The following is a 15,324-nucleotide window of genomic DNA, read 5'->3' on the forward strand; positions in this document are numbered from 1 at the left end:
ACGGTCAGTGCATATCGGCGTGCAGGTCCTGCAGACGACGCACCCGCGGCTCACCGCTGATGGCCATCGCCTGGCAGACCGCGTAGGCCGCGGTGATGGTGGTGGTGTAGAACACCTTGTGCTGCAGGGCGGAGCGGCGGATGGCGAACGAGTCGCGGATCGCCTGCTTGCCCTCGGTGGTGTTCACGATCAGGTCCACGCCGTCGTTCTTGATCATGTCGACGATGTGCGGACGCCCCTCCAGCACCTTGTTCACCGCCTTCACCGCCAGCCCGGCCTCGGCCAGGTGAGCGGCGGTACCGCGCGTGGCCACCAACTCGAAGCCATGGCTGATCAGCGAGCGCGCTACTTCCACGGCGGCGGCCTTGTCGGCGTCGCGCACGGAAATAAAGGCGGTGCCGCCCTCCGGAAGACGCTCACCGGCGCCCAGGGACGCCTTGCCGAACGCCTCGGCGAAGGTTTCGCCGACCCCCATCACCTCACCGGTGGATTTCATTTCCGGGCCGAGGATCGGGTCCACCTTCGGGAACTTGGCGAACGGGAACACCGCCTCCTTGACGAAGTAGTGACGCGGCGCCACCTCCTCGGTGAACCCCTGCTCGGCCAGCGAGGTGCCGGCCATGCAGCGCGCCGCCACCTTGGCCAGGGACACGCCGATGCACTTGGACACATAGGGGACCGTGCGCGAGGCACGCGGGTTCACTTCCAGCACATAGACTTCGTCGCCCTTGACCGCGAACTGCACGTTCATCAAGCCGATCACGCCCAGCTCCAGGGCCATGGCGGCGGCCTGTTCGCGCATCACGTCCTGCACAGCCGTGTCCAGGGAGTACGGCGGCAGGGAACAGGCCGAGTCGCCGGAATGCACGCCGGCCTGTTCGATGTGCTGCATGATGCCGCCGATCACCACCTGCTTGCCGTCGCAGATGGCGTCCACGTCCACCTCGATGGCGTCGTCCAGGAAGCGGTCCAGCAGCACCGGTGAATCGTTGGACACGCTCACCGCGTTGTTCATGTAGCTGCGCAGTTCCGCCTCGTTATAGACGATCTCCATGGCCCGGCCACCGAGCACGTAGGAAGGCCGCACCACCAGCGGGTAGCCGATCTCGGCGGCCAGCCGCAGGCCCTCGTCCAGGGAGCGAGCGGTACGGTTCGGCGGCTGCTTGAGGCCGAGCTTGTTGACCATCTGCTGGAAGCGTTCGCGGTCCTCGGCCTCGTCGATGGCGTCCGGGCTGGTGCCGATGATCGGCACGCCGAACGCCTGCAGTTCGCGGGCCAGCTTGAGCGGCGTCTGACCGCCGTACTGGACGATAACGCCCTTGGGTTTTTCCTTGTCGACGATGGCCAGCACGTCTTCCAGGGTAACCGGCTCGAAATACAACCGGTCGGAAGTGTCGTAGTCCGTGGACACGGTCTCCGGGTTGCAGTTGACCATGATGGTCTCGTAACCGTCATCCTTCATGGCGAAGGCGGCGTGCACGCAACAGTAATCGAACTCGATGCCCTGCCCGATGCGGTTGGGGCCGCCGCCGATCACCATGATCTTGTCGCGGTCGGAGACGTTCGCCTCACACTCCTCGTCGTAGCTGGAGTACATGTAGGCGGTGGCGGTGGGGAACTCCGCGGCGCAGGTATCAACGCGCTTGAACACCGGCTGCACGCCCAGTTCGCGGCGACGGCTGCGCACATCCTGCTCTTTCACGCCCAGCAACTGCGCCAGGCGGGCATCGGAAAAGCCCTTGCGCTTAAGCCCGTATAGGCGAGCCTTGGTAAGATCGCTGAAAACACCGGCGGCCACCGCGGCCTCTTCCTTGATGAGATCCTCGATCTGCACCAGGAACCAGCGGTCGATCTGCGAAATCTGGAACACCTCGTCCACGGTCATACCGGCACGGAAGGCGTCACCGACGATCCAGATGCGCTCCGGGCCCGGCGTGGAAAGTTGGCGGGCGATCACTTCCCGGGCATCCGGCGCGTCCAGATCCACGTTCGGGTCGAAGCCCACGGAATCGGTTTCCAGGCCACGCAGTGCCTTGTGCAGGGATTCCTGCAGGTTACGGCCGATGGCCATCACCTCGCCGACGGATTTCATCTGTGTGGTCAGCACCGGATCGGCGGCGGCGAACTTCTCGAAGTTGAAGCGCGGGATCTTGGTGACCACGTAATCGATGGACGGCTCGAAGGAGGCCGGGGTGGCACCGCCGGTGATCTCGTTCTGCAGCTCGTCCAGGGTGTAGCCCACCGCCAGCTTGGCGGCCACCTTGGCGATCGGGAAGCCGGTGGCCTTGGAGGCCAGCGCCGAGGAGCGAGACACCCGCGGGTTCATCTCGATCACCACCATGCGGCCGGTGTCCGGGCACATGCCGAACTGCACGTTGGAGCCGCCGGTTTCCACGCCGATTTCGCGCAGCACCGCCAGGGAGGCATCACGCATCACCTGGTATTCCTTGTCGGTGAGCGTTTGCGCCGGGGCCACGGTGATGGAGTCACCGGTGTGCACGCCCATGGGGTCGAAGTTCTCGATGGCGCAGACGATGATGCAGTTGTCGTTCTTGTCGCGAACGACCTCCATCTCGTATTCCTTCCAACCCAGCAGCGACTCGTCGATCAGCAGCTCATGGGTGGGAGAGAGCTCGAACCCGCGACCGCAGATTTCCTCGAACTCTTCCTTGTTGTAAGCCACGCCACCACCGGAGCCGCCCATGGTGAACGATGGCCGGATGATGGTGGGGAAGCCCAGCTCGGCCTGGATTTCCCAGGCCTGTTCCATGGTGCGGGCCACCTTGGCGCGCGGGCATTCCAGGCCGATGTTCCGCATCGCCTTGTCGAAGCGATCACGGTTCTCGGCCTTGTCGATGGTGTCGGCGTTGGCGCCGATCATCTCGACGTTGAATTTGGCGAGCACGCCGTGGCGCTCCAGATCCAGGGCGCAGTTGAGCGCGGTCTGGCCACCCATGGTGGGCAGCAGCGCGTCCGGGCGCTCCTTCTCGATGATCCTGGCCACCGTTTCCCAGGTGATGGGTTCGATGTAGGTGGCATCCGCCATCGCCGGGTCGGTCATGATGGTGGCCGGGTTGGAGTTCACCAGGATCACCCGGAAGCCTTCCTCGCGCAGGGCCTTGCAGGCCTGGGCGCCGGAGTAATCGAACTCGCAGGCCTGGCCGATGACAATGGGGCCGGCGCCGATGATGAGGATGCTCTTTAGATCGGTTCTCTTGGGCATAAGTGCTAACCGTCAGGCGTTGATTCTTTCCAGGGGTCCGGCGCGCGCGGCGCCGGACGCTCTCAGCGGGCCCCGTGGGCCTCCATCAGCTCGATGAAATGATCGAACAACGGCGCGCAATCGTGCGGGCCTGGGCTCGCTTCCGGGTGCCCCTGGAAGCTGAACGCCGGCACGTCGGTACGGTGAATGCCCTGCAGGGTGCCGTCGAACAGGGACACATGGGTCACCTTGACGTTGTCCGGCAGGGTATCGGCGTCCACCGCGAACCCGTGGTTCTGACTGGTGATCATCACGGTGCCGTCCTCCAGGTTCTTGACCGGGTGGTTGGCGCCATGGTGGCCGTTCTTCATCTTCATGGTGCGCGCGCCGCTGGCCAGCCCCAGTAACTGGTGGCCCAGGCAGATGCCGAACACCGGCAGGCCGGTGGCGAGGATCTCGCGGATCGCGGCGATGGCGTAATCACACGGCTCCGGGTCACCGGGGCCATTGGCCAGGAACACGCCGTCCGGGTTCATCGCCAGCACTTCCGAGGCCGGGGTTTGCGCCGGCACCACGGTGAGCTTGCAGCCGCGATCGGCGAGCATGCGCAGAATATTGCGCTTGCAGCCATAATCGTAGGCCACCACGTGGAAGCGCGGGTCGCCGCCGGGCCGGTGCCCGGTGGGCCGGTCCCAGGTGCCTTCGGTCCAGGTATAGGTGTCGCGCACGCTGACTTCCCGGGCCAGATCCATGCCCTTGAGGCCGGGGAAGCCCCGGGCGGCGGCCAGCGCCTTCTCTTCATCGATGTCGTCGCCGGCCAGGATGCAGCCGTTCTGAGCACCCTTGTCGCGCAGGATGCGCGTCAGGCGGCGGGTATCGATGTCGGCGATGGCGACGATGTCACGCGCCTTGAGGTAGTCCGGCAGGGACTGCTCGGCCCGCCAACTGCTCACGGTCAGCGTCAGATCGCGGATCACCAGGCCGGCGGCCCAGACGCGGTCGGACTCCTCGTCCTCCGGGTTCACCCCGGTATTGCCAATATGCGGGTAGGTCAGGGTCACGATCTGCTTGGCATAGGACGGATCGGTGAGAATTTCCTGATAGCCTGTCATGGCGGTGTTGAACACCACTTCACCCACGGTTTCACCCGTGGCGCCAATGGCGACGCCCCGAAAGAGGCTACCGTCTTCCAGAGCTAGTATGGCGGGTACCGTCAACGCAACCTCCTGGCGGATAGGGACTTGTGGAGATCGGTGGCGGGGGCCGCGCGCCACCCCGTCCGGGGTTCGCAAAAAAGCGAGATGGATTGCTCCACCTCGCTTTCATGAAACGCGCTCTTGGGCCAGAAGCCCATTTTTCACTCGGCCACCCGCTCGCCCATCTTGGGCAGGCGCCATTTTAGGACGTAACCGCCCTGGTGTCACGTCACACGCCCGTAATCGCGGCGGAAGCCGCTCCTACAAAGAGGTGGCGCCCGCTGTAGGAGCGGCTTTAGCCGCGATCGTGCCGCCTCAGCGGCCCCAGCCGGCGCTGTCGCCGGCCAGACCGAGCACATCCTGCATGTCGTACAGCCCGCGATCGTGCCCGCCCAGCCACAGAGCCGCCCGCACCGCGCCCCGGGCGAAGGACATGCGGCTGGACGCCTTGTGGGTGATTTCCACGCGTTCACCATCGGCGGCGAACAGCACCGTGTGGTCGCCGACGATATCGCCGGCACGGATGGTCTCGAAGCCGATGGTGCGCCGCTCCCGTTCGCCGGTGCGGCCCTCGCGGCCATACACCGCGCACTCCTTGAGATCACGGCCCAGGGTCTGGGCCACCACCTCGCCCATGCGCAGGGCGGTGCCGGAGGGGGCATCGATCTTGTGCCGGTGGTGGGCCTCGATTACCTCGATGTCCACCTCGTCACCGAGCACCGCGGCGGCGGTCTCCAGCAGCTTGAAGCAGAGGTTCACACCGATCGAATAGTTGGGCGCGAAGCAGATGGCGATGTCCTCGCCGGCGGCGCGCAACGAGGCGGTCTGGTGATCATCCAGCCCGGTGGTGCCGATCACCAGCCGGGTGCCGGCGGCCCGGCACACCCCGATATGGCGCGCGGTGGCCTCGGGCACGGTGAAGTCGATGAACACATCCGCGTCGCGAACCACCTTTTCCAGCTCATCCGCCAGGACCACGCCGAGGCGGCCCTGGCCCACCAGTTCACCGGCGTCGACACCGATCAGGCTGGAGCCGGGCACATCCACGGCGGCGGCCAGTTCGGTATCCGGATTGGCCAGCGTGGCCTCCATGAGGATGCGTCCCATGCGCCCGGCGGCGCCAATAATGCCTACTTTCATGATCTTTCCTCAGAGCCCTTCGAAGAAGCGTTTCACGCCCTCGAACCAACTGGTGCGACGCGGATTGTGGCGCTCGCCGCCCTTCTCCAGGGATTCCTGGAAATCGCGCAGCAGGTCTTTCTGTTCGCCGGACAGCTTCACCGGAGTCTCCACCACCACCTTGCAGATCAGATCGCCGGGCGGCCCGCCGCGCACCGGAGTAACCCCCTTGCCACGCAACCGGAACAGCTTGCCGGTCTGGGTTTCCGGCGGCACCTTGAGCTTCACCTGGCCATTCAGGGTGGGCACCTCCAACTCGCCACCCAGGGCGGCATCAACGAAACTGAGCGGCACGTCCACGTGCAGGTTCTCGCCGTCGCGCTTGAAGATGTCGTGCTCGCGCACCGCCACCTGCACGTACAGGTCCCCCGGGGGCGCCCCGTTCATGCCGGCTTCGCCCTTGCCTGCCAGGCGGATGCGGTCGCCGGTGTCGACGCCGGCGGGAATTTTCACCGACAGGGTACGGGTGGTCTGCACCCGGCCCTGGCCACCGCAGTTTCCGCACGGGTTTTCCACCACCTTGCCCTCGCCGTGACAGGTGGGGCAGGCCTGTTGCACCGTGAAGAAACCCTGCTGCATGCGCACCTGGCCCATGCCATTACAGGTCGGGCAGGTGACCGGCTGCTCGCCGGCCTGGGCACCACTGCCGTCGCAAACTTCACAGGTATCCCAGCTGGGCACGCGGATTTGTTCCTCGCAGCCGCGTACCGCCTGTTCCAGGGTCAGCTCCAGGGTGTAGCGCAGGTCGGCGCCACGGGCCGGGCCGCGACGACCGCCGCCGAAGATATCACCGAAGATGTCCCCGAAAATATCGCCGAAACCGCCACCGCCGAAACCGCCGGCGCCACCGCCGCCGAAGCCACCCTGGCCGTTGACGCCGGCATGGCCGAACTGATCGTAGGCGGCGCGTTTCTGCTCGTCGGCGAGCACTTCGTAGGCTTCCTTTGCCTCCTTGAACTTGGCCACCGCCTCCTGGTCATCCGGATTGCGATCCGGATGGTACTTCATCGCCAGGCGACGATAGGCTTTTTTCAGATCCTGCTGGCTGGCGTCCTTGGCCACACCCAGCACGTCATAATAATCGCGTTTGGACATAGAAATTCAACTTGCCGTGAAGCAGAAACGCCGGCACTTTATGCCGGCGATAAATATGCTCTGACGCCAGACGCCAGACGCCAGACGCCAGACGCCAGACGCCAGACGCCAGACGCCAGACGCCAGACGCTCAGTATCGGGACTTAGCATTCGGCGTCCAGCGTCGAGCGTCCGGCGTCAGGCTTTCCTCACTTCTTCTTGTCGTCGTCGACTTCCTCGAATTCAGCGTCGACCACGTCATCGCCGGAGGCCTTCTGCTGATCACCGGCGCCGGCTTCGGCCTGCTGGGCTTCGGCGTACATCTTCTGCGCCAGGGCCCCGGACGCCTCGGTGAGCGCCTTGGTCTTGGCCTCGATGTCGTCCTTGTCGCTACCCTTGAGGGCCTCTTCCAGCTCGGCGATGGCCTTGTTGATGGCCTCTTTCTCTTCCTCGCTGGCCTTGTCGCCGGCTTCTTCCAGGGTCTTGCGGGTGGCGTGCACCAGGTGGTCGCCCTGGTTGCGCGCCTGCACCAGCTCCTCGAACTTCTTGTCCTCGTCGGCGTGGGCCTCGGCGTCCTTGACCATTTGATCGACTTCATCATCGGACAGGCCGGAGGAAGCCTTGATCTGAATGGTCTGTTCCTTGCCGGTGGCCTTGTCCTTGGCGCCCACATGCAGGATGCCGTTGGCGTCGATGTCGAAGGTTACCTCGATCTGCGGCACGCCACGCGGCGCCGGCGGAATGTCCTCCAGGTTGAACTGCCCCAGGGACTTGTTCTGGGCCGCCTGCTTGCGCTCGCCCTGCAGCACGTGCACGGTCACCGCGGTCTGGTTGTCCTCGGCGGTGGAGAACACCTGCGACGCGTTGGTCGGGATCGTGGTGTTCTTCTCGATCAGCGGCGTCATCACGCCACCCATGGTCTCGATGCCCAGGGTCAGCGGGGTCACGTCGAGCAGCAGCACGTCCTTCACGTCGCCGGACAGTACCGCGCCCTGGATAGCAGCACCGATGGCCACGGCTTCGTCCGGGTTGACGTCCTTGCGGGCGTCCTTACCGAAGAACTCGGCCACTTTCTTCTGCACCATGGGCATGCGGGTCTGGCCGCCCACCAGGATCACGTCGGTGATGTCGGAGGCTTTCACGCCGGCATCGCTGAGCGCGGTCTTGCACGGCTCCAGGGAGCGGGTCACCAGCTGCTCGACCAGGGATTCCAGCTTGGCCCGGGTCACTTTCACCACCAGGTGCTTGGGACCGGTCTGATCGGCGGTGATGTAAGGCAGGTTGACCTCGGTCTGTTCCGCGGAGGAAAGCTCGATCTTGGCTTTCTCGGCGGCTTCCTTGAGGCGCTGCATGGCCAGGGCGTCGCCACCCAGATCAATGCCGGAGTCCTTTTTGAACTCATCCGCCAGGTAGTTGATGATCGCCAGGTCGAAGTCCTCGCCACCCAGGAAGGTGTCACCGTTGGTGGCCAGCACCTCGAACTGATGCTCACCGTCCACCTCGGCGATCTCGATGATGGAGATGTCGAAGGTACCGCCACCCAGGTCGTAGACCGCGATGGTGCGATCACCGCCTTTCTTGTCCAGACCATAGGCCAGGGCCGCGGCGGTGGGCTCGTTGATGATGCGCTTGACCTCGAGGCCGGCGATGCGCCCGGCATCCTTGGTGGCCTGACGCTGGGAGTCGTTGAAGTAGGCGGGCACGGTGATCACCGCCTCGGTGACTTCCTCGCCCAGATAGTCTTCCGCGGTCTTCTTCATTTTCTTGAGGACCTGCGCGGAGATCTGCGGCGGCGCCATCTTCTCGCCCTTCACTTCCACCCAGGCGTCACCGTTGTCGGCCTTGGTGATCTTGTAGGGCACCATTTTGATGTCCTTCTGCACCACGTCGTCTTCGAAACGACGACCGATCAGACGCTTGACCGCGTACAGGGTGTTGGTGGGGTTGGTCACCGCCTGACGCTTGGCGGCCTGACCGACGAGGATCTCATTGTCCTCGGTGTAGGCGATGATGGACGGCGTGGTGCGCGCGCCCTCGGCGTTCTCGATGACCTTGGTTTTGTCCCCTTCCATGACAGCGACACAGCTGTTGGTGGTGCCAAGGTCGATACCAATGATCTTACCCATAATGCTCCATTCTCCTTCACACGGTCCGGACCCCGAATGGCCGCCCGGACAGCTGAACCTTAATGACCTGCCAGCTATATGGCGGCTGGCGGTGGCTTTTCAAGAGAGGCGCCGCGCGCCTTATTCGGCCTTGCTGACCACCACCCGGGCCGGGCGGATCAGGCGACCGTTGAGCTGATACCCCTTCTCCAGCACCTCGATCACGGTGTTGGGCTCGGCATTGGGTGCCGGCACCATGGTCATCGCTTCGTGGTGCTCCGGGTTGAAGGGCTGCCCCTGAGGATCGATCTGCTCGAGGTTGTATTTGGCGAACACATCGAGCAGCACCTTGAGGGTCAGTTCGAGCCCCTCGCGGGCGGGCTTGAGCGCCTCGTCCTCGGGGTTCAGCGTGGCCAGGCCCCGCTCCAGGCTGTCCGCCACGGTGAGCACATCGGCGGCGAACTTCTCCAGCGCGAACTTGTGAGCACTCTCCACATCGCGCTCGGCGCGGCGGCGCACATTCTGAATTTCCGCCTGGGCACGCAGGTCGGCCTCGGCCAGCGCCTTTTCCACGCGGGCGAGCCGATCGCGGGTTTCCGCCAGCTCGTCCTCGACGCCGTTGCCGTCCTGCTGCCCGGACGCCACCTGTTCGGCTTCCGCCTCGGGGCGGGCACCTTCGTTGATTTCGGCCTCGTCGGCCGGCTGTTTTTTGTCCTGTTCGCTCATATCCACTCCAGACATCCCGAATTCTGGGAAAGCGGGCAAAGATATGGGAACGCCGGGGAGGGATTCAAGGGCGACGACGACGCGCGCGCCGGAACCGCCGAGTCACGGCCTACAATTGGGTAAGCGCGGCGGAGAGGATGCGGGCGGTGATGTCCACGGTGGGAATCACCTTCTCATAGTCCATGCGGGTGGGACCGACCACCGCCAGCACCCCCATGGGACCGTTGTCCACCCGGTACGGAGCGGACACCAGGGAATATTCCTCGAACGGCTGGTAGCCGGATTCGCGGCCGATGAATATCTGCACGCCGTCCGCCTTCATGCTGCGTTCCAGCAAATGCAGAATGTCACGCTTTCGATTGAACGCATCGAACAGGTCGCGCAGCTTGTCGATGCTGTCCAGCCCGGCACTGTCGATCAGATTGGACTCACCGGACACCACATAGTCGGAGTCCTCACGCTCCGGGCGCAGCGCCTTGCCGGCCACGTCCAGAGTGGTCTGCATCATTTCATCGAGCTGCGCGCGATCCGCCTCCATGGTGCTGAGCAGGCCTTCACAGATACCGTCCAGATCGCAGCCGGCGTAGGTCTGGTTGATGTAGTTGGCGGCCTGACGCAACTCCACCTCATCGTATTCCCGGCTGGTCTGGATGATGCGGTTCTGCACCTCGGAGCGGTTCACCACCAGCACCACCAGCACCCGCTGGCCGGATAACGGCAGGAATTCCACCTGGCGCAAGGTGGTGACCTGACGGCGCGGCACCGCCACCAGCCCGGCCATGCGGGTCAACTCCGCCAGGGTTCGCGAAGCCTGGGACACCAGCGCCTGGGGAGATTGATCCGGCGCCAGCATGCGCCGCAGTTCATCGCGCAGGCGGGCGTTGTCCGGCCGCTCCATGGTGCTGGAGGCAAGCAGGGTGTCCACGTAAAGCCGATAGCCCAACTCGGTGGGAACCCGGCCGGCGGAGGTGTGCGGGCTGGCCAGCAAGCCCATTTCCTCCAGCTCGGCCATGATGTTGCGGATGGTGGCCGGGCTCACGCTGAGGCCGCTGCCGGCCGCCAGGGTCTTGGAGCCCACGGGTTGCCCGTGACGGATATGGCGCTCCACCAGGGTCATCAACAACCGTTGCTTGCGTTCGTTCAGTTCCAGCCTGGACATATACTTCAAATACCAAGAAAGACGACTCAGTATAGCCTGATTCCCGGCGCCCATTTTCGGCGTCCGGCGGCGGCGCCGTCCAGTGCCCCGGGACAGGGGCTTACACTGGCGGCGGGAATGCCCTAACATCCTCACAACTACTGGCCAGAAGGACAGTCCATGCTGACCCATCTCAGTGTTCGCCACTTCGCCACCGTGGACCAGCTGGAGCTGGAACCCGAGGGCGGCCTGACCGTGATCAGCGGCGAGACCGGTGCCGGCAAATCGGTGCTCATCGACGCCCTGTCGCTGACCCTGGGGGAAAGGGCGGACAGCGCCGTGGTGCGCCCCGGCTGCGAACGCGCCGAGGTGCTGGCCACCTTTCACCTGGGCGACAACCCGGCGGCCCGTGCCTGGCTCGCCGAGCGCGAGCTGGACGACGGCGACGAATGCCTGCTGCGCCGCACGGTACGCGCCGATGGTCGCTCCCGCGCCTACATCAACGGCACCCCCACGCCACTCACCGAGGTGCGCGACCTGGGCGAACACCTGATCAGCATCCACAGCCAGCACGAACACCAGGCCCTGCTTCGCAAGGAAACCCACCGCGCCCTGCTCGACAACCTGGCCGAAGCCGGAGACCTTGCCACCAGGGTACGTGAGCGCTGGCGCGAGTGGCAGGCCGCCCGGCGCGCCCATGACGACGCTCTGGCCAGCGCCCGGGAGCAAACCGAGCGGCAGGAGCTGCTGCGCTTCCAGCTCGAGGAACTGGATGCCCTGGCTCTGGCCGAGGGCGAGCTGCCGGAGCTGGAGCAGGAACAGCAGCGCCTGGGCAACGCCGACGCCCTGATCCGCCTGTGCCAGCAGGCGGTCACCGCCCTTTACGACGGCGAGGACGGCACCGTCAACGACCACCTGGGCCAGGTCAGCCACTGGGTGGAGGAAGCCCGCGCCAGCGACGACGCCCTGGCCGGCGTGTTCGATACCGTGGAATCCGCCCGCCTGCAGGTGGAGGCCGCCGCCGAGGACCTGCGTCACTACCTGGAGAGGCTGGACCTGGACCCGGAACGGCTCAATCACGTGGAAGAGCGGCTCGGCCAGGCCTACACCCTGGCCCGCAAGCACCGCCTGCGCCCGGAGGAACTGGTGGAACACCACCAGCGCCTGGCCGAGGAAGCGGACACCCTGGAACATTTCGACGAACACCTGGAAGCCCTCGCCGCCACCGAGCAAAAGGCCCGCGACGCCTACATGAAACAGGCCCAGGCGCTGGGCCGGCGACGCCGCGACGCCGCCGGCATACTGACCCGCGACGTGCTCAAGCAACTCAAGGCCCTGGGCATGAAGGCCGCCCGCCTGGAAGCGGTGGTCGAGGAAAGCAAACCGGGACCGGACGGGCTCGAGGAGGTGGAATTCCGCTTTTCCGCCAACCCGGGCCAGCCGCCGCGCGCCCTGGCCAAGGTGGCCTCCGGCGGCGAGCTGTCCCGGGTGAGTCTGGCGATCCAGGTGATCTGCGCGCGCAACCTGACCGTGCCCAGCCTGGTGTTCGACGAAGTGGACGTGGGCGTGGGCGGCGGGGTCGCCGAGATCGTCGGTCGGCTGCTGCGCGAACTGGGTGATCACGCCCAGGTACTGTGCATCACCCACCAGCCCCAGGTGGCCGCCCAGGGCCACCAGCACTGGCAGGTGCACAAACTGCAGGGCAAGGACAGCACCCGCACCCGCATTCAGCCCCTGGCGGAAACCGCCCGGGTGGAGGAAGTGGCGCGCATGCTCGGCGGCGTGGAAATCACCGAATCCACCCTGGCCCATGCCCGGGAAATGCTCGACAAGGGCCAGCGGGTCGCCTGAACGCACGACGCCCGGATGCCTGACGGCAACCCGGGCGGGGTGTTTCATGGGGCTGGCGGCGCGTCCCGGCGGATGCCGCGACGCAGGCTGGCGGGAAGGCGGCTTACTTCTTGCCGCCCTTGGGCTTCACATAAAGCACCAGGGAGTGGTCGACGATCTCGTAACCGTGCTCCTCGGCGATGCGGTGCTGACGCTCCTCGATCTCCTGGTCCACGAACTCGATCACCTCGCCGGTCTCCATGCACACCATGTGATCATGGTGATCCTCGTCGGCCAGCTCGAACACCGCGGAACCGCCTTCGAAGTTATGGCGCAGCACGATACCGGCCTGCTCGAACTGGGTCAGCACCCGGTAAACGGTGGCCAGCCCCACGTCCTCGCCGGCGTCCATCAGCGATTTATAGATGTCCTCGGCGCTGAGATGCCGCTCCTTGGAGGATTCCAGCTGCTGCAGAATTTTCATCCGCGGCAGGGTCACCTTCAAGCCTGCTTTTCTAAGATCCTGATTATCCAAAACAATTGCTCCGTATGCCGCCAGCGGGGATTCCTGATTCCGTGAGGAACCTTGTTCCCCTTCAACAAGTCTGTATTATCGCCCGGACATTATGCCAAGTCGAAACATCATGCCAAGGACCTTTCTCCTATCCCTGTTATTGGCCGGTCTTCTCACCGGCTGCAGCTCCCTCCGCTTCCCCGGGGTATACCGTATTGATATCCCCCAGGGCAACGTGGTGACCGAGGACATGCTGGCCGAACTGGAACCGGGCATGAGCCCGGAACAGGTACGCTTCGTGCTGGGGCCGCCGACCCTGACCGACCCCTTCACCCCGGACACCTGGTACTACCTGCTGCATTACCAGCCCGGCAAGGCCGATACCGTCGAGCAGGACATCGTGGTGTTCTTCGAAAACGGTCAATACAGCCATTACCGGGGCGAAGTGGTGGCCAATGTGCGCGAACGGACCTCCGGTCGCCGAGACCGGGAGCTGGAACAGCGCGCCGAGGACCGCCGCGAAGGCAATGTGGTGGATCAGGAGCCGCTCAACGATCCGGCCCCGGAACCGGGCGCCCAGAGCACCCCGGACGCCACCACCGTTCCCCTGCCCCGCGACGGCTGAAGACGCCGACAGGCCCTGCTAGCGTGAACGCTCCGCCCGGGCCCGCCGGGCGGCCTTCGGGTCGATGCTGAGCGGCCGGTAGATCTCCACCCGCTCGCCGTCCGCCAGTACGCGCCGGGCCGGGTCCGGCTCCGCCTTGCCGAAGATGCCCATGGGCATATTTTCCAATTCCAGCCCCTCGAACTGCCCGGCGATACCGGACTGGCGCGCGGCGTCCAGCATGGTGGTCCCCGGCGCCACCTCCAGGGCGACCAGGCGCTGCTTGTCCGGCAGCGCGTAGACCACCTCCACGCGGATCGACTCAGCCACCACCACCTCCGACCGCGGACCAGATCGAGTAGAGAATCAGGGCGATCACCGCCAGCGGCGAGAACACCCTCACCAGGGCCCGCCACACCAGGTACAGCGGGAAGCTCTTCATCGCCAGCTCCTTGCGCACCTGGGTCTCCTTCATCACCCAGCCGGTGAACACGGCGATCAGCAAGCCGCCCAGCGGCAGCAGAATACTGGTGGACAGGAACTCGATATTGTCGAAGAAGGTACCCATCAGGAAGGTATCTTCCTTCCACAGATTGAACGAAAGCACCGAACCGATACCCAGCACCCAGGCCGCCAGCCCCACCATGGTGGCGGCCACGCCGCGCTTGTGACCGCGCTCCACCAGCCAGGCCACCATCGGCTCGCCCAGGGAAATCGAGGAGCTCCAGGCGGCGCACACCACCAGCACGAAGAACAGGCTGCCGAACAGAATGCCACCGGGCATCTGGCCGAAGGCCAGCGGCAGAGTGACGAACATCATGCCCGGCCCCTGGGCCGGCTCCAGCCCGCCGGTGAACAGCAGTGGGAACATGGCCAGCCCGGCGCCCAGAGCCACCAGGGTGTCCAGGGCCGCGATAATGACCACCGACGAAACGATCGATACCGGCCGGGAGCGGCCGCTCTTCTTGTCCTTGATCTCGCGGGGCATGTAGGCGCCGTAGGCCATGATCGCGCCCATCCCCAGGCTGAGGGTGAAGAACGCCTGGCCCAGGGCGATGATCACCGCCTCTCCGGACAGCTTGGAGAAATCGAACGCGAACAGGAAACTGACGCCCTCGGCGAACCCCGGCGTGGTGGCGGCGTAACCGATCAACACCACCAGCAGCAGGAACAGCAACGGCATCAGCACTTCCACCGCCCGCTCCAGACCCCGTTTCACCCCCAGGGCCACCACGCCCATGGTCAGCACCATGAAAGCGGTGTGCGAGCCCATCATCAGCCAGGGATTGGCCTGCATGGCCTCGAAGTTAGCCTGGGACTGCATCGCCGTAAGCCCCTGGAACATGCCGGTGACCGCCTCCCAGACGTAGATCAGCGCCCAGCTGGCGACCACGGAATAGAACGACAGAATCAGAAAGCCGGCCAGTGCCCCCAGGTAGCCAATGCCCTTCCAGCGCTGGCTCACCTTACTCTGCTCGGCCAGCCGCCCCATGGAATGAATCGGGCTGAGGCCACCCCGGCGCCCCAGCAGCACTTCGGCGATCATGATCGGCACGCCCATCAAGGCGATGCAGAGCAGATACAGCACCACGAAGGCCCCGCCGCCATACTCGCCAGTGATGTACGGAAACCGCCATATGTTGCCCAGGCCCACCGCGGACCCGGTGGCGGCAAGAATAAAGACCCACCGGCTGGCCCACATGCCGTGGACCGGCTTGTTCTGTTCGCTCATCGGCTATCAACCCCTCGACGCAAT

At 65.2% G+C, this 15,324-nt stretch carries 12 protein-coding genes; 2 read left to right on the forward strand and 10 right to left on the reverse strand.

The annotated features are described in order from the left end of the window. Window positions 1–4 precede the first annotated feature (4 nt). The 7 genes from carB to hrcA form a co-directional block, all read right to left on the reverse strand. On the reverse strand, window positions 5–3,223 hold the full coding sequence (gene carB / locus ACLD02_RS15370) for a carbamoyl-phosphate synthase large subunit (RefSeq protein WP_410299097.1): 3,219 nt from the start codon (window positions 3,221–3,223) through the stop codon (window positions 5–7). Window positions 3,224–3,285: 62 nt separating this feature from the next. Next, window positions 3,286–4,419 carry a glutamine-hydrolyzing carbamoyl-phosphate synthase small subunit gene (carA, locus tag ACLD02_RS15375; RefSeq protein WP_203105794.1) on the reverse strand — a complete coding sequence of 378 codons (1,134 nt, stop codon included), beginning with the start codon at window positions 4,417–4,419 and terminating at the stop codon, window positions 3,286–3,288. A gap of 294 nt (window positions 4,420–4,713) precedes the next feature. Continuing rightward, entirely contained in the window at window positions 4,714–5,538 is an 825-nt protein-coding gene (gene dapB, locus ACLD02_RS15380; RefSeq protein ID WP_410299098.1) for a 4-hydroxy-tetrahydrodipicolinate reductase, read from the reverse strand. A 9-nt stretch (window positions 5,539–5,547) separates the two neighbouring features. Continuing rightward, window positions 5,548–6,672: a molecular chaperone DnaJ gene (dnaJ, locus tag ACLD02_RS15385; RefSeq protein ID WP_203105796.1), complete on the reverse strand. Its 1,125-nt coding sequence runs from the start codon at window positions 6,670–6,672 to the stop codon at window positions 5,548–5,550. 188 nt (window positions 6,673–6,860) lie between these two features. After that, window positions 6,861–8,777, reverse strand: coding sequence for a molecular chaperone DnaK (gene dnaK, locus ACLD02_RS15390; RefSeq protein ID WP_203105797.1), 1,917 nt, complete (start codon window positions 8,775–8,777; stop codon window positions 6,861–6,863). A 120-nt stretch (window positions 8,778–8,897) separates the two neighbouring features. Next, a complete protein-coding gene (grpE, locus tag ACLD02_RS15395) occupies window positions 8,898–9,482 on the reverse strand; it encodes a nucleotide exchange factor GrpE (protein WP_203105798.1) in 585 nt (194 codons plus the stop codon). 109 nt (window positions 9,483–9,591) lie between these two features. Beyond that, entirely contained in the window at window positions 9,592–10,641 is a 1,050-nt protein-coding gene (gene hrcA / locus ACLD02_RS15400; RefSeq protein ID WP_203105799.1) for a heat-inducible transcriptional repressor HrcA, read from the reverse strand. Window positions 10,642–10,800: 159 nt separating this feature from the next. On the opposite strand from hrcA, the gene recN reads away from it, so the two are divergent. After that, on the forward strand, window positions 10,801–12,471 hold the full coding sequence (gene recN, locus ACLD02_RS15405) for a DNA repair protein RecN (RefSeq protein WP_203105800.1): 1,671 nt from the start codon (window positions 10,801–10,803) through the stop codon (window positions 12,469–12,471). 103 nt (window positions 12,472–12,574) lie between these two features. On the opposite strand, the gene fur is transcribed toward recN, so the two are convergent. Beyond that, the gene (gene fur / locus ACLD02_RS15410; protein ID WP_203105801.1) at window positions 12,575–12,985 is read right to left on the reverse strand and encodes a ferric iron uptake transcriptional regulator; all 411 of its coding nucleotides are present in this window, start codon (window positions 12,983–12,985) and stop codon (window positions 12,575–12,577) included. Between the two features lie 109 nt (window positions 12,986–13,094). Between fur and ACLD02_RS15415 the strand changes: the two genes are divergently transcribed. Next, window positions 13,095–13,589 (forward strand): outer membrane protein assembly factor BamE, encoded by a 495-nt coding sequence (locus ACLD02_RS15415; protein ID WP_203105802.1) that lies wholly within the window; start codon window positions 13,095–13,097, stop codon window positions 13,587–13,589. Between the two features lie 18 nt (window positions 13,590–13,607). Here the strand turns inward: ACLD02_RS15415 and ACLD02_RS15420 are convergent, their stop codons facing one another. Both ACLD02_RS15420 and ACLD02_RS15425 read right to left on the reverse strand, forming a co-directional pair. Next, complete coding sequence (locus ACLD02_RS15420) at window positions 13,608–13,898, reverse strand: RnfH family protein (protein ID WP_203105803.1); 291 nt, start codon at window positions 13,896–13,898, stop codon at window positions 13,608–13,610. Beyond that, window positions 13,891–15,300: a sodium-dependent transporter gene (locus ACLD02_RS15425; RefSeq protein ID WP_203105804.1), complete on the reverse strand. Its 1,410-nt coding sequence runs from the start codon at window positions 15,298–15,300 to the stop codon at window positions 13,891–13,893. The genes ACLD02_RS15420 and ACLD02_RS15425 overlap by 8 nt, the downstream gene beginning before the upstream one ends. Between the last annotated feature and the right edge of the window lie 24 nt (window positions 15,301–15,324).

Source organism: Alloalcanivorax sp. C16-2, from assembly GCF_046507615.1.
In the GTDB taxonomy this organism is placed as follows: domain Bacteria; phylum Pseudomonadota; class Gammaproteobacteria; order Pseudomonadales; family Alcanivoracaceae; genus Alloalcanivorax; species Alloalcanivorax marinus_A.

What these genes read in the sequence shown, in the direction of transcription:
- recN (WP_203105800.1), top strand. Translation starts at nt 10,801, where the DNA reads ATGCTGACCCATCTCAGTGTTCGCCACTTCGCCACCGTGGACCAGCTG.
- ACLD02_RS15415 (WP_203105802.1), top strand. Translation starts at nt 13,095, where the DNA reads ATGCCAAGGACCTTTCTCCTATCCCTGTTATTGGCCGGTCTTCTCACC.
- grpE (WP_203105798.1), bottom strand. Translation starts at nt 9,482, where the DNA reads ATGAGCGAACAGGACAAAAAACAGCCGGCCGACGAGGCCGAAATCAAC.
- dapB (WP_410299098.1), bottom strand. Translation starts at nt 5,538, where the DNA reads ATGAAAGTAGGCATTATTGGCGCCGCCGGGCGCATGGGACGCATCCTC.
- dnaK (WP_203105797.1), bottom strand. Translation starts at nt 8,777, where the DNA reads ATGGGTAAGATCATTGGTATCGACCTTGGCACCACCAACAGCTGTGTC.
- dnaJ (WP_203105796.1), bottom strand. Translation starts at nt 6,672, where the DNA reads ATGTCCAAACGCGATTATTATGACGTGCTGGGTGTGGCCAAGGACGCC.
- carB (WP_410299097.1), bottom strand. Translation starts at nt 3,223, where the DNA reads ATGCCCAAGAGAACCGATCTAAAGAGCATCCTCATCATCGGCGCCGGC.
- hrcA (WP_203105799.1), bottom strand. Translation starts at nt 10,641, where the DNA reads ATGTCCAGGCTGGAACTGAACGAACGCAAGCAACGGTTGTTGATGACC.
- ACLD02_RS15425 (WP_203105804.1), bottom strand. Translation starts at nt 15,300, where the DNA reads ATGAGCGAACAGAACAAGCCGGTCCACGGCATGTGGGCCAGCCGGTGG.